Source organism: Fimbriimonadaceae bacterium (assembly GCA_019638775.1).
Lineage (GTDB): Bacteria > Armatimonadota > Fimbriimonadia > Fimbriimonadales > Fimbriimonadaceae > JAHBTD01.
In genome coordinates this window covers 237,276-250,621 of the sequence record JAHBTD010000001.1, presented here as the reverse complement: position 1 = coordinate 250,621, position 13,346 = coordinate 237,276, and the positions used below count along the sequence as shown (strand labels likewise).

13 protein-coding genes are annotated in these 13,346 nt (G+C 55.1%); 7 read left to right on the top strand and 6 right to left on the bottom strand.

Features of this window, described 5'->3' with window-relative positions; genetic code table 11:
• Positions 1 to 22 precede the first annotated feature (22 nt).
• Entirely contained in the window at positions 23 to 595 is a 573-nt protein-coding gene (locus KF784_01175; protein ID MBX3117649.1) for a PEP-CTERM sorting domain-containing protein, read from the bottom strand.
• A 292-nt stretch (positions 596 to 887) separates the two neighbouring features.
• Here KF784_01175 and KF784_01170 point away from each other — a divergent pair, with 292 nt between their 5' ends.
• Positions 888 to 4,409 (top strand): DNA polymerase III subunit alpha, encoded by a 3,522-nt coding sequence (locus KF784_01170; GenBank protein MBX3117648.1) that lies wholly within the window; start codon positions 888 to 890, stop codon positions 4,407 to 4,409.
• Here the strand turns inward: KF784_01170 and KF784_01165 are convergent.
• Together KF784_01165 and KF784_01160 are read right to left on the bottom strand one after the other, a co-directional pair.
• A complete protein-coding gene (locus KF784_01165; protein ID MBX3117647.1) occupies positions 4,377 to 5,276 on the bottom strand; it encodes a M48 family metalloprotease in 900 nt (299 codons plus the stop codon). The two genes, KF784_01170 and KF784_01165, sit on opposite strands and share 33 nt — an antisense overlap.
• Positions 5,277 to 5,323: 47 nt before the next feature.
• Positions 5,324 to 5,896 carry a hypothetical protein gene (locus KF784_01160; protein ID MBX3117646.1) on the bottom strand — a complete coding sequence of 191 codons (573 nt, stop codon included), beginning with the start codon at positions 5,894 to 5,896 and terminating at the stop codon, positions 5,324 to 5,326.
• 195 nt (positions 5,897 to 6,091) lie between these two features.
• On the opposite strand from KF784_01160, the gene KF784_01155 reads away from it, so the two are divergent.
• The 6 genes from KF784_01155 (at position 6,092) to KF784_01130 (ending at position 10,626) form a co-directional block, all read left to right on the top strand.
• Complete coding sequence (locus KF784_01155) at positions 6,092 to 6,433, top strand: prepilin-type N-terminal cleavage/methylation domain-containing protein (protein ID MBX3117645.1); 342 nt, start codon at positions 6,092 to 6,094, stop codon at positions 6,431 to 6,433.
• A gap of 140 nt (positions 6,434 to 6,573) precedes the next feature.
• A complete protein-coding gene (locus KF784_01150; GenBank protein MBX3117644.1) occupies positions 6,574 to 7,023 on the top strand; it encodes a prepilin-type N-terminal cleavage/methylation domain-containing protein in 450 nt (149 codons plus the stop codon).
• A gap of 34 nt (positions 7,024 to 7,057) precedes the next feature.
• Positions 7,058 to 7,630 (top strand): hypothetical protein, encoded by a 573-nt coding sequence (locus KF784_01145; protein MBX3117643.1) that lies wholly within the window; start codon positions 7,058 to 7,060, stop codon positions 7,628 to 7,630.
• A gap of 3 nt (positions 7,631 to 7,633) precedes the next feature.
• Positions 7,634 to 9,535: a hypothetical protein gene (locus KF784_01140; protein MBX3117642.1), complete on the top strand. Its 1,902-nt coding sequence runs from the start codon at positions 7,634 to 7,636 to the stop codon at positions 9,533 to 9,535.
• 12 nt (positions 9,536 to 9,547) lie between these two features.
• Positions 9,548 to 9,982, top strand: a complete 435-nt coding sequence (locus tag KF784_01135; protein ID MBX3117641.1) for a hypothetical protein — start codon at positions 9,548 to 9,550, stop codon at positions 9,980 to 9,982.
• A gap of 47 nt (positions 9,983 to 10,029) precedes the next feature.
• Positions 10,030 to 10,626 (top strand): hypothetical protein, encoded by a 597-nt coding sequence (locus KF784_01130; protein ID MBX3117640.1) that lies wholly within the window; start codon positions 10,030 to 10,032, stop codon positions 10,624 to 10,626.
• Positions 10,627 to 10,629: 3 nt separating this feature from the next.
• Here the strand turns inward: KF784_01130 and KF784_01125 are convergent, their stop codons facing one another.
• The 3 genes from KF784_01125 to KF784_01115 all read right to left on the bottom strand — a co-directional run bounded on the left by KF784_01125 (position 10,630) and on the right by KF784_01115 (position 13,207).
• On the bottom strand, positions 10,630 to 11,739 hold the full coding sequence (locus KF784_01125) for an Mrp/NBP35 family ATP-binding protein (GenBank protein ID MBX3117639.1): 1,110 nt from the start codon (positions 11,737 to 11,739) through the stop codon (positions 10,630 to 10,632).
• Between the two features lie 224 nt (positions 11,740 to 11,963).
• A complete protein-coding gene (locus KF784_01120) occupies positions 11,964 to 12,683 on the bottom strand; it encodes a hypothetical protein (protein ID MBX3117638.1) in 720 nt (239 codons plus the stop codon).
• Positions 12,680 to 13,207, bottom strand: a complete 528-nt coding sequence (locus KF784_01115) for an RNA polymerase sigma factor (protein MBX3117637.1) — start codon at positions 13,205 to 13,207, stop codon at positions 12,680 to 12,682. Before KF784_01115 ends, KF784_01120 begins: the two co-directional genes overlap by 4 nt.
• Positions 13,208 to 13,346 lie beyond the last annotated feature (139 nt).

Sequence of the window (13,346 nt, the reverse complement as noted above, 5' to 3'; positions counted from 1 at the left end):
TCAAATGATGACGCGATAGAAGTTATCGGGTCTGTCGTCGACGTCGCAGCAATGCCAAAGCGCCAACACCAAGGATCGCAAGCGAAGCGGGCTCGGGTACCGGGTCAAGCGTGATGTGGCCCGTGTTGCCCTGTGTGCCGGGGAAGAATCCTTCGGTCAAACGAACGTGGAAACCGAACTGGTCAATGTTTCCAGCGTTGATCGCCGTGTAGGTAAAGGTGTCCGATTGATTGGCAAAGATGCCGTCGTTCGGATTGGACTTCCAGCCTGCGATCGAGCCTGTACCCGAAGTGCTGTCGTTCCACGTCCAGTTGCCGTTCAGGCCGGTAAAGTTGCTTCCGGTCGCTCCGAGGTTATCGGGGTCCTGATTTCGCAGGGACCAGAATCCCAGAACGTTTTGGATATTGTACGTGACGCTGTTATAAACGAACGTCGGCGCAGCGCCCACAGCAACCGTGTAGACGAGGCCGCCGCCGCTTGGCGTTACGGTGATCCCGTTGATTTGACTTACCCCAAGAAAAGAGCTTCGCGATTGAGCCTGAGCGCCGAGCGCCAACGCAACCAAACCAGCCGCCAAAAATACCTTCTTCAACATATAAAATCTCCTTAAAGAGCAGTTGTAATTGCCGCAAAAAATCGAGCCGATGTTCGTGAACTCTAGCTCTACTAATGAAGAGGCTACATCAAAGCGTGTGCCGTGGCGACGTATAGGGGCAATTACAGGGAAAAATACCGGGGTCTTCTGGGAGACTGATTTTCCACATCTCAAGAGCTGCGCGGCGAAAGCCAGCGCTTCTTCGTCATCATAGGAGCAGGGCAAACCAACCGCCTCTATCCGGCGCATATGGCGTAGGAAGAAAGAGGAAGGACGCCCGCTCCATCTGGCTATGTGTCAGAGTTTCGTACACCTCCATAATCACACGGAATACAGCCTCCTCGACGGGGCAAACCGTATCCCGGATATGGTCGGACATGCCAAAGACATGGGCATGGACGCGCTTGCCATATCCGACCACGGCGTCATGTTCGGGGTCATGGATTTCTATTTCGAGTGCCAGAAAAAAGGCGTCAAGCCGATTATTGGCGTCGAGGCTTACGTTGCGCCCAACGGGCACCAAAAGAAGACGGGAAGGGAAGAGAACGAAACCTATCATCTCCTCTTGCTCGCGAAAGATCTCGAAGGCTATCGCAACCTCTGCAAGCTTTCCACGATCGCCGCGATCGACGGCTATTACTACAAGCCTCGCGTCGATCACGATCTCCTGCGCCAATACAGCAAAGGAATCATCGCGACAAGCACTTGTCTTGGAAGCGAGGTCAATCAAGCGCTGCTCAAAGGCGATTACGAAAAGGCAAAGAACCTCGCCGCGATGTACCGCGACATCTTCGGGCAGGAGAACTATTTCATCGAGCTTCAAGATCACGGCCTCGCCGAACAGCGACAGACCAATCAGGGCCTAATCAAGATTTCTCAAGAGCTCAAGATCCCTCTGATCGCCACCAACGACGCACACTATCTTTGCCGAACCAGCGCCACACCGCACGACGTTTTGCTGTGCATCCAAACCGGAGCGCTGCTTTCCGATACAAAGCGGATGAAGTTTGAGACGGAGGAGTTCTATCTCAAATCTCAACAAGAGATGGCGGCTCTCTTCCCCGAGCATCCCGAAGCGATGGAGAACACGGCGATGATCGCCGAGATGTGCAACGTCGAGCTCGGCAAGCAGCGCGCACCGATGCCCAATCCCGACCTGCCACCGGGGGAGACTCCGATGTCGTACCTCCGCAAACTCAGTGAAGAGAACCTTGAAAAGCGGGCGTATAAGGCGGATGACGAGGCTTGGGAAAGGCTGAACTACGAGCTGAGCGTCATCGAAAAGACCGGATTTGAGTCGTACTTCTTGCTCGTTCGGGAGTTTGCCAACTACACAAGGGAGCAGGGAATTTACTACGGTGTCCGCGGCTCTGCTGCCGGATCCTTGGTTTCCTATGTGATCGGGATCACCGATGTCGATCCGCTTTATTACGACCTCACTTTTGAGCGCTTCTTGAATCCAGAGCGTGTGTCCATGCCCGATATCGACATGGACTTCGAGGACGCACGCCGTGATGAGGTCATCAAATACGTCACCGAAAAATACGGCTCTGACCACGTGGCCCAGATCATCACCTTCGGAACGCTCGGCCCCAAAGCCGCGATCAAGGACTGCGGCCGAGTAATGGGCTACACCCCCCAAGAGACCGACAAGATTTGCAAGACGATCCCCAACATGCCCGGAATGTCGCTTGAGAGAGCCATCAAGGAGACCGCCGAGTTCCGGCAGATGATCGAACACGACCCACGCGTCCGAAGCCTCGTTGACGTGGCGAAGTCGGTCGAAGGGATGTCCCGTCACACCGGAGTCCACGCGGCTGGCGTGGTCATCTCAGGCGAGCCGCTTGTCGATCACATCCCCTTATATAAGGGCAACGACGGACAGTCGATCACCGCCTTCGAGATGGGAATTCTTGAGAAGATCGGCCTCCTCAAGATGGACTTCCTTGGTCTGTCAAACCTCACAGTTCTATCACGAGCCGTCAAGAACATCAAGCAGACGCAAGGGATCGATGTCGACCCGCTCACCTTCCCGCCAGACGATCAGAAGGCATACGACATGCTCGCCCGGGGCGAAACCGTAGGCGTCTTCCAGCTTGAATCGGGCGGGATGAAGAGAAATATCGTCGAGCTAAAGCCCCAAAACGTCCAAGAGCTCGCCGCGATGGTTGCCCTCTATCGGCCCGGTCCGATGGAGCATATCCCCACCTACATCGACACAAAATTTGGGCGAAGGCAGCCGGTCTATCTGCACGACCTCATGCGCCCGATCTTGGAAGAGACTTACGGCGTCATCGTCTATCAGGACCAAGTCTTGAAGCTTGTCCAAGCTCTCGCCGGATTCAGCCTTGGAAAAGCCGACATCCTCCGCCGTGCGATGGGTAAGAAGGACAAGACGGCTATGGACTCGATGATGGTTGAGTTCATGCAAGGGGCCGAGGAGCGCAACGTTCCCAAAGCCGCTGCCGAGAAGGTTTGGGAGCTCCTACTGCCGTTTGCTGGCTACGCGTTCAACAAGGCTCACGCGGTCTGTTACGCACTTTTGGCGTATCAGACGGCCTACCTCAAGGCCAACTATCCCGTGGAGTACATGGCAGCCCTGCTTGCGTCTTACCGCGACAAGGAAGACCGGGTCGTTGCCTTCATCGAAGAATGCCGAAGACAAAAGATTTCGGTCCTGCCGCCCGACGTGAATTCGTCTCAGATGGACTTCTCGATCGAGGGCAGCTCTATTCGCTTTGGTCTTGCCGCGATCAAGGGCGTTGGAGCCGGTTTGGCGACAGCGATGATCGCGGAGCGAGCGGAGAATGGGGCGTTCCGACATCTCTACGAATTTGCCGAACGCACTCGTCCACTGGGCATGAACCGCACGGCCTTTGAGGCGCTCATCAAAGCAGGGGCTCTCGATTCGATCGATAAGAACCGCCGCAAGCTATTGTCAGTTGTTGACGGTGCGCTGGTCTTTGCCGACCAGGCACAAAAGCAGAAGATCGCCGGTCAAGACTCTCTATTTGGCGAAGATTCCGGCCCAGCGCATATCGACTACCCCGTACTGCCCGAGACTGAGGCTCCCGCACGTACCGAAACCCTGGCGATGGAAAAGGAAGTGATGGGGATTTACGTCTCCGATCACCCGCTGCGTGGCTATGAGCGCGTGATTAACACGACGGCAAGCTATACATGTGCCTCAGTCGCCGAACTCGACGAGGGCACTCACGTCCGCCTTGCCGGGGTTGTCGCGAGCCTGCGAACGATCATCACTAAGCAGCGCGGCGAGAAGATGGCGACGATGGTGCTTGAAGACTTCAGTGGGCAAGCGATGGTAACGGTTTTCCCTGCAACGTATTCGAAGTTTGGCGAGTTGCTTGTGCGTGATACGGTCGTCAAGCTGAACGGAGTCGTGACCTATCGCGAGCGTCCTGGCGGGGGTGGAGAACGGTCGATTGAAGTAAGAATGGAAGACGTCGCGCCAATCGATCCCTCGCTCTATTCGGATTCTATTCAAGAATCAAATGGTCGAGGAACGGTTTGCATCGAGGTCTATCGGGCCACCCAACCGCAGCTTGCCAAGCTCAAAAAGCTCTTCCGGCAGCATCCCGGCGACTATGAGGTGCAGATTCAAGTCATGCCCAAGGAGAGCTATCTGCCGGTCTATCTGAATGCCACCGTCGAGCCATCGACGGATTTCGTGAACGCGATCAAAGAGGCGCTCAGCAAGGCCGACGTCAAGATCATCGGGGCGACCGATGCTGGTGTCGAGCTTCCCGCCGAAGAATCAGCATCACCATCGCCAGTAGCGATAGCCGGTGCTTAGCCAATCCAATCTATTCCGGTTGGAATAGCGCGAGAGCATGGCGTACGTAGTTCCCATGGACGTACCGTCAAGTACGTAATCCCCTTTGTATTTGGATTTGGGAAGATCAAGGGGCTTCTGAGGCGGAAACTTCTTGTCAAGCTTCGCGATGTTCTCTTCAACTCGCTTAATTCTTCGCTCCGTGTCCGGGTGGCTGCTCAAAAACTCCCAGCCCTTGGCGCTGCCTCCCGCCTTTTGGAGGACGCGGAACGTATCCGCCATGCCCCGGGGGTTGAAACCGGCCTTGACCATCATCGCCATGCCGACTTCGTCGGAAGTCGTTTCGTCATTGCGCGAATATCTTAAGTCGTTGAAGACCTCTCGTCCCAGGTGAGACAATTGGGCGACCGTGTTATTGGCTTTGCCAAGAATCAGCGCCAAATTCAGTAGGAGCGATTCTTTTTGGCTCTTCGCATACTGGTTTGCCCAGTGCTCTTTGCGGACGTGGGTGAGCTCGTGACCGACAATAGCGGCAACCTGGTCTTCCGTTTCGAGCTTGTCAAGCAGTCCGGTATAGAAGAAAACGGGTCCACCAGGGAGGGCAAAAGCATTGACGTCCTTGCTTTCAATCACGTCGAAGCTATATTGCCAAACGGCTTTCTTGTCATCTGGGTTCGCGGCAAGGAGCTTCGCTCCAAGCTGACGCAGGAACTTGACGCGCTTGTCAGAGTCGGGCAAAACCTTCTCCTCCTTGCGTATCTGGTCAGCAACCTTCTGCCCAAGCTGAACTTGATCCTTAGCGCTTGGCTTAAACGGATCGCTTGCCGCCGTTCCGGCGAGGGCGGTTGCGACGGTCAGTATCGTGAATAGACGTGTGGTTCGCAACATAACTCTTTAGACGCCCCCTCCCCCATTAAGGTTTGGCTTGGTCCCGATCATACGATCCGGCGGGTGAGACCAATAGAGTACATCATCTTGCGTGGCAATGACTTTCGATAAGAGGCTTCGTCGGCCCAGAACGCCAGCGCAATCATCTCCTCATCGAGGGCTGCATTGGGTCCGTGCATGCTGCCGATAAAGCCAGAGATTGTCTGCAAATCTTGGAAAATACCTTCCAGTTCGTCCTCCATCTCATCCATCATTCCTGGCTCGGCAATACGGTGGCTTATGGAAAGATAGTCGCCTGAATCCGTATCGTCAATCGACTTCCCAACTGTCGTGGTGATCCGCACTCGCTTCATGTCCGCAGGTCCCGTAAAGGTCTTGAGCGCCTCGGCGTAAAAACTGTTCTGCGACATGGTGAGGGCGATCTCATCGGCAATTTCATCGCCCTCGACCCACAAGATTGTTGTGAGCTTTGCGGGGTCCGACGGGTCCTGCCACGCCGTGTAAGATTTCACCCCTTCGTGCTCCATCAAGAGCTCACGAGCTCGCATCGGCATTCGAGTCGCCTGACTCAAAAACACGGGAAGGAATTGAAACGAGCTAACGACGAGCAAATCAGGCATGACGCTATTCTGTCTGATTCGCCCTGACGATAAAAAGCCTACAGGCCCCTCAGCCTCATTTCTGGGGCTGACTGAAGGGATGGGATGAAGTTGCCGAAGATATCCAATGGATACGCCTTAACGGGGAGAAGTGAGGCGGATGCGCCGTCGATGCGTAATAGCGTGAGGCGTGAATAAGTTGGAGGACGCTAAGAAATGAAGCGAATTGCAAAGAAGAATAAGGGTTTCACGCTTGTTGAAATCATGATCGTCGTTTTGATCATCGGTATCCTGCTCGCCATCGCGGTGCCGAACTTCCTGCGTGCTCGAGAGAGCAGCCGGACACGAAGCTGTATCGCAAACCTGCGCCAGGTAGAAGCAGGTAAAGAGCAGTGGGCAATGGATAACAAGAAGGGCGCGACCGATACGCCTGTTCAGGGCGACCTCGCCCCGACTTACATCAAGTCCTGGCCCGCCTGTCCGAGCGGTGGCGCATACACGATTGGCGACATGTCGACCAACCCGGTTTGCAGCACAGCTACGCACGTGCTTCCGTAACGGTAGCGCAAGTCTCACAATCAAAAATGAGGGCGGCTTGTGCCGACCCTCATTTTTTTATCTCACCAACTTGAGTACAGCCGAGAGACGGGAGCCATATGAGCTTTTCCGCTCAAAACACCGATGGTGTAAAGAGGACTATGTACAAGAAACGAACAAAAGGCCATACGCTCGTCGAAGTTCTCTTCGCAGTAGCGCTTTGCGGGATCTGCGCGCTTATTATGGCGGCAACGATGCCGATGGCTAATACGACGCGTGCGAAGGCCGATCTAAACAATCGCGCGACTAGTCTGGCGCAGAAGCAGCTCGAAGCGATCAAATCGCTTGGCTATGCAAATGCGACCACCCAACAACTCTTTGCCAACGGACTGATTGATTCTCAGTCGCCCGTGGCAACCAATACATACGCCTGGACCAACTCTGACGCGGCGGCTACGGATAACCCCGCGAAAATCTTGCCCAGTGGCACGGCGACGGTGAAGTTGGAGCAAGTCGATTTGGACTTGCGCCGAGTGACGGTTGTCGTCAACTGGAAAGTAAGAGGGGCGAACCGTTCGATCTCGATTGGAACCCTGATCGCAAACTTATAGAAAAACATATCTGACTAAAAAAGAGGCAACCCCAATGAGGCCAAGACGAAAAAACACCGGTGGCACGCTGATCGAAGTCTTGACTGCTAGTTTCATTGGTTCGACGGTGCTGCTTATTACGATCTCCGTATTCATTGCGGGGATGGCAAGCTGGCTCCGCGGCCAATCGAAAATCAACGCAGAATCACAGGCGCAAAACGCCGTCCGCATCATCTCCCAAGAGTTGCGTGAAGCGATGGTCGTGACCGTCGATACCGACGGAAAAGGACTATCCTATCGACTTCCTGCCAAAGGCAGCAACGGAAACTACACCGTTCCCGCAACGTGGGACGGCGTGGCTCGACGCATTGAGCTTCAAGGCTCAAAGATCGTTGTGACGAAGCCCAGCAGCACGCGAGTCATCACTGAAGACGTGATTCTCACCGATCCGCTCTCTACCGGCGGCAGCGCTACTTACAAAATTTTTACCGCTGGCCCTGGCACGATCGTGAGAAGTCTCTCCGTCATGGTCGTGACCAAAACTGCCGAATACCGCAAGGAAACGAACACGAGCCGGTCCCGCGAGCTGATCTTCCTTCGCAACATCCCCGATCTAGCGCGAGGTTAAACCATGTCGAAGCAAGTCAAAAGAAACAGCAAAAAAAGAGGTTACTCCCTCCTTACGACCTTCGGCATCATGACGCTCCTGTCTGTTGCCGCAGCCTCGTATGTGAACAGTGCCACGCAGATCACTCGCGATTCGCGCAAGCAAACGCTCGACCTGCAGACGACAAGCCTGTGCGAGGCTGGTGTCCAGAACGTTTTGAGGAATCTTTGGCGGCCATTCAAGATCAATCAAAACTTCTTTGACATGGAGGACCTATGTAACTCCGCCTCTGTCAGTGACCCGAAGGCGCTTGTCGATGGTCAGATCAGTGGAGTAGGCCGATTTACAGCCGGGGTCGTGTCCTTCACGATGCCATCCTCCGACACCTACAGCCGAATCGTAACGGTACGCGCCGTGGGTTGGATGGATAGGAACAACAACGGTGTGCTCGATTCAAACGAACCGAGAAAAACCGTCGATGTCACCGCTTCTTTTGCCTTGGCAAGAAGCCAAGTGTTCGACTACACCTACTTCGTGAACAACTATGGTTGGTTGGACGGATTTGGTGCCAACGACCTGATCGTGAACGGCGACATGCGCGCAAACGGAAACTTTAACGTTCTCAACGGTTCGCCTACGGTGAACGGTTCACTTTATGCGTCGCTGAACGAGAAGCTCAGCCCGCCCGCAGCCGGTCTTGTGAACACCCCCCCGATCAAGTGGGCAAACAGCACCTATAAGACGAATCAAAACAACGCCGCAACTGCCTTCCGAGAGCGTTGGCGACAAGCTTACGACCCTGCAGTTCACGGCGCTCGCGGAACCGACGAGTATGAAAAATGGCGCGATTTCATTTTCGACTCAGACGGTCAGATCACCAATAATCGCCCATCAGGTGCCGTAATCGGCGATGCCACCGGCTACAAGTCTTGGACTCGAACGAGTTCAGGCATGTCGCCGACCACCACATTGCTGGACTCTCGCTCGACTGAAGAGGTGATCATGCCAGACCTCAGCGACCTCAACTACTACCTGAACCTTAGCCAGACGTATACGGATTCAAAGGCCACGTTTGGCGATGGATCGGCCAATCCAAACGTAGGTCAGCCAGCCTATGTCGAGGTGTGGGATGCGACTCTCAACAGCGGCGCAGGTGGATATAAGCGTGTCAGCACGAACGGGGTCATCAACGGATCGGCAATTCTGATCGGAACCGACACTAATCCGATTCGTGTCCACGGTCCAGTCACGATTACGCAGGACGCGGTTATCAAAGGCACGATCGCAGGCCAGGGCACGATCTATACCGGGCGGAACGTCCACATCGTTGGCGATATTAAGTACAGCCCGAAGAACATTCAGGGCACAAATGTGGGTACGCCGGACTTTCGTGGATCGGAGCCGCAGAGCATCGACAATGCGAATGAAAAGCGGAACTTCATGGGTCTTGCCGCACGCGGCTCGGTCATCATGGGCAACACGACGACCTTCACGGCAAGTTGGCCGCTGAAGTATATGTCCCCGCCTTTCACAAAGGGCCGTTACGATGAAAACGGCAACTGGATTCCACCCTTCAACGCCTATGAGTTTGACTCGACTGGCAGAATGCGCTACCAAAGCACGATCTCGGACGCCACGATGGCGCTGATCTCATCAAACATCAACCAGATGGACGCCATCCTCTACACGAACTTCGTCGGCGGTGGAAACATCGGAACGGGTGGTGGTGGCGTGAGCTTCAACGGCTCAATCATCTCCAAGGACGAAGCGATGGTGGTTTTTAGCCTTCCGATGAGGATGAATTACGACAACCGCATTCGTGAGCGAACCATCACCAAGGCTCCGCTCATCGACCTACAACTCCCGCGAAGCCCGACGCTCTTGAGGAGCACCTGGCAGGATCGCGGCTTCAGCCACGGCTATTAAGGAGAAACAGATATGAAAGCATGGACAAGATGGATACTTCCCGCAATGGTTTTGGCGATGGCAGTTTGGTCGCCAGCCCCGATCATTGACCAGAATCATCGAGGCAACTTGCGAGACGATACTCAGGCCGATCTCGAAAGGCAGCAACAGTACAACGGCACAGTCGACGTCGTGGGTGGAGTTGTCACCGACACAACCCCCAACGATGTCGGCAAGTCGACTTCAAATCCCGATGGACGCAGCGTTTTCAACGCAGCCGAGAATCAGGCCGAGAAAGCTGCTCAGACCATTCGAGAGGCTTCAAAGACGACCAAGGAGAAGTCAGGCCCGAACTGGTTGTGGGCAGGGATTGTTGCAGCGCTTGGGTTTGGTAGCGTTCTGGGAGTCCGCGCCTGGGCAAACAAAACCATTCAGCCACCGCCGAAGAAACAAAAGGTTCGCTGGTAGCTTCCAGCACAGCACATTCGACCGCGATCTGCGTGTAAGCTTCTCTTGTGGAAGCGATGCAGGTCGCGGTTCTTGGCATAGGAGGGCTCACCTTTGGGCCAGGCATCGTAGGCAGCTTAGCGACCTACTTCGGTGAGCGACCCCTGTCGGTTCGGCTCTACGATGCAGACGAGGAGCGCCTCGATTTCATGCACCGTTTCCTGCGAACGTGCTGCATCTTCAATCAGAACGATGTCGAGATCTTTATGACTCTATCGGCATCCGAAGCTTTGATGGACGCAACCCACATCATTCTTAGCATAGAGCCTAACTGCGCAATGAAAATTCTCCGGGTGCAGGCTTCGGAGGAGAGGGACGCGTATCTGATCTCATCGGCAATTGATGTGCTCGCATCGGAAACGCCCCTTATCGCGCCGGTCTTGTCGTTGCTGCCTCCCGACGTAAGGATTCCCGTTCCCCAATACTATCGCCTGCCCGAGCCGTTGCCGATGATGGAGGGCGACGCCCCCACCTGGCCCCACCAAATTTTACGCTGGATCAATGCTGACGAGTATCCGATCGAATTCTTAAAGGAGCATGCAAAATCTCCTCTCAAGTCGTGGCTCGACGACATCGAGTCGGCGCTGTTGGTTAGCGAGGCGTGAGGGCTAACCCGGCGTTACCGATTCAAACTTGGGTTGCGTCTCATCCTCGCTCTCACCAAGCAATCTCTGCTGGACCATCGCGCTGATGCTGATCTGCTGGGCAAGTCGTCCTGCAAGGTCTCGGAAGCACTGGGCTTGCACACGTTCCGGGCTTGCAATCAGGGACGGCGTTCCGATGTCCGATGCTGAACTGACCGACGGATCAAGCGGGATTGAGCCGAGATAGGGAACTGCCAGCGTCCGAGCAAGCTCTTCGCCTGTCATCCCCGAGAAGATGTTGGTTACCGTTTGGCAGTTCGGGCAGATATAGCCCGCCATGTTTTCAATCACGCCAAGCACTGGAGTGTTAAGCCGTCGGAAAAGAGCCGCCGATTTTCCGGCGATGTTTGCCGCGACGTGTTGCGGTGTTGCGACAATAACGACACCGCTCAAAGGAGCGATCTGGGCAAGCGTCATCGGCGCGTCACCGGTTCCGGGGGGCAGGTCAACCAAGAGGTAATCCAAAACTCCCCAATCCACATCCTGCAAAAGCTGCTTCACGGTGCCGGCAACCATCGGCCCGCGCCAAAGCACCGACTGTCCCTCCTCCAGAAGGAAGCCCAGCGACATCATGTGGACGCCATAACGATAGATCGGCACGATCTTGCCGTCCTTGGTGAAGGGCTGCTCGTTCACACCCATCATCAATGGAATGCTGGGACCGTAGACGTCGGCATCCAAAATCCCAACCTTCGCGCCTTGTTGAGCCAGGGCGATCGCGAGGTTCACCGTAATGGTGCTTTTACCGACTCCGCCCTTTCCCGAAGCGATCGCGATACAGTGCTTGACCCCAGGAATCAGGTCTTGGGGAACCGGTGCGCGGGCGCGCACCGCCGCAGTCATCTCAACCAAAACCTCTGCAACCCCTTCGATCTTGGAGACCTCCTCTTCACACTGTGCTTTGAGGATGTCCTTGACCGGACAAGCGGGAGTCGTTAACTCGACGATGAAGGAGACTTTGGCGTCTTCGATCTTGACGTCCTTTACAAAACCGAGCGTCACGATGTCCCGGTGAAGGTCGGGATCAATCACGTTTCGAAGCGCATCAAGCACTTGAGTCTCGGTGAGGGGCATGCTTGAAATGTACCTAATGAGCGGGTTCTCGGCCCGGGAAGGAGCGGGCTCAACAGCCTGCGATGCGAACGAACGTGAAGCAAAAAGGAATCCGTGAAGACTGGCGAATGGTTCATGGGTGTGAGTGAACTCATCCGCCTACCGACGCAAAAAAATCCCCCCATCGCAAGCGACGGGGGAAAATAGAGATAGTTGCAGGTTCAAAACGGGTTGTATCGTTTGGGCTATAGGACTTCTCCAAGCGTCTGAGGGGCGAGGTGAGTTGCAAAGCGCCAACGCTCGGCGGCAGTTCCCCCACTCAGATAGAAAGTCTTGTTTTGGGCTTTCCACCCTACGCCTTTGCCTTCGTAGTAAACGATGCCGTGGAAGGTTTTTGTCTTCTTGTCGTCGAGAACGCCTTGTCGTACGGTGACGAGCAGACAAAAGGTTTTGCCGTTGTATTCAAAGTCCATACAAGCCCAGCATTCGGTCTTGCCGTAGGCCGCCTTGACGACCTTGGCCTCCCGAGGAAGCGTTAGCTCCGGCATCCTAAAGCTCGCGTGTCGATCGATCCAAGACTTCGCCGAAGCCGTATCGTTCATGGCAAGGGTGTCGGCTTCCGGAGGCAGTTCAATCCCGCCGTGCGTATCGGCGCCGACTCCCAATAAACCATAACCAATGTATGCAGCAGCAAGGACAGAGGCGGCAGCCCCAGCAACGACCCAGCGTCGAGAGGTGACACCCTTTCTCTGACGGCCCGCTAAGACCGTGTCAAGCATCGCGTTCAAGCGGTCGGTGGGAACGGGTTCATTCTCACGCGTCCTTTTGATTTCGCTCTTGAGGGCCTGGAATCCTTCCCACTCGGCTTTTATCGCGGGATCGTTTCTCAAGGCTTGTTTGATCTGAACGATCTCTTCGGGAGTGAGCGAACCATCGTCGAACGCCTGCCAATCAATTCTATTCATGCGTCCACCTCGGCAAAGCCCATTTGTGTTGGAGAGAGTCGCTCACGCAGCCTGGAACGCGCACGAAACAGTCTTGATCGCACGGTGCCGATGGGAATATCGAGAGCGTCGGCAGCTTCTTCATAAGTCAATTCCTCAATATCGCAGAGCTGAATAAGCATTCGGTGGATGTCTGGCAGCTTATCGACCTCTTCCAGCAGGCGGTGCGCCTGATCTCTCCAGAGCACCTCCGACCAAAACGGTTCTTCAACGACGTCCTGATCGCTGAGCACTTCGAGAGAGACCGGTGGGGGTGGCCCTCGCCTCGATCGAATCACCTCGTTTCTCAAAATACGTATCAACCAGCTTCTTAAAAACCTCCCGTCAAAACGGTCCCAGTGTTCATAAGCCCGGAGCATGGTCAACTGGACGAAATCCTCGGCGTCGTCGGCGCTTGCGCCCAGACGTCGACACACGCGGAAAAGCACAGGCAATTCCGGGCGTACCGCCTTTTCAAAATCCGTTGTTCGCGACTTCCAGAACAAAATGTAAGGGCCTTCTCCGTTTCGTACGCGGATGTATTCATCGGTAAGCCACTTGGCAGGGAATGAGTTCCAACATTTTGAGTGAGGCCGCGCATGAGTCCCACCACCAAAACATGTCTGCGCACCCGTAAAGGCGGAC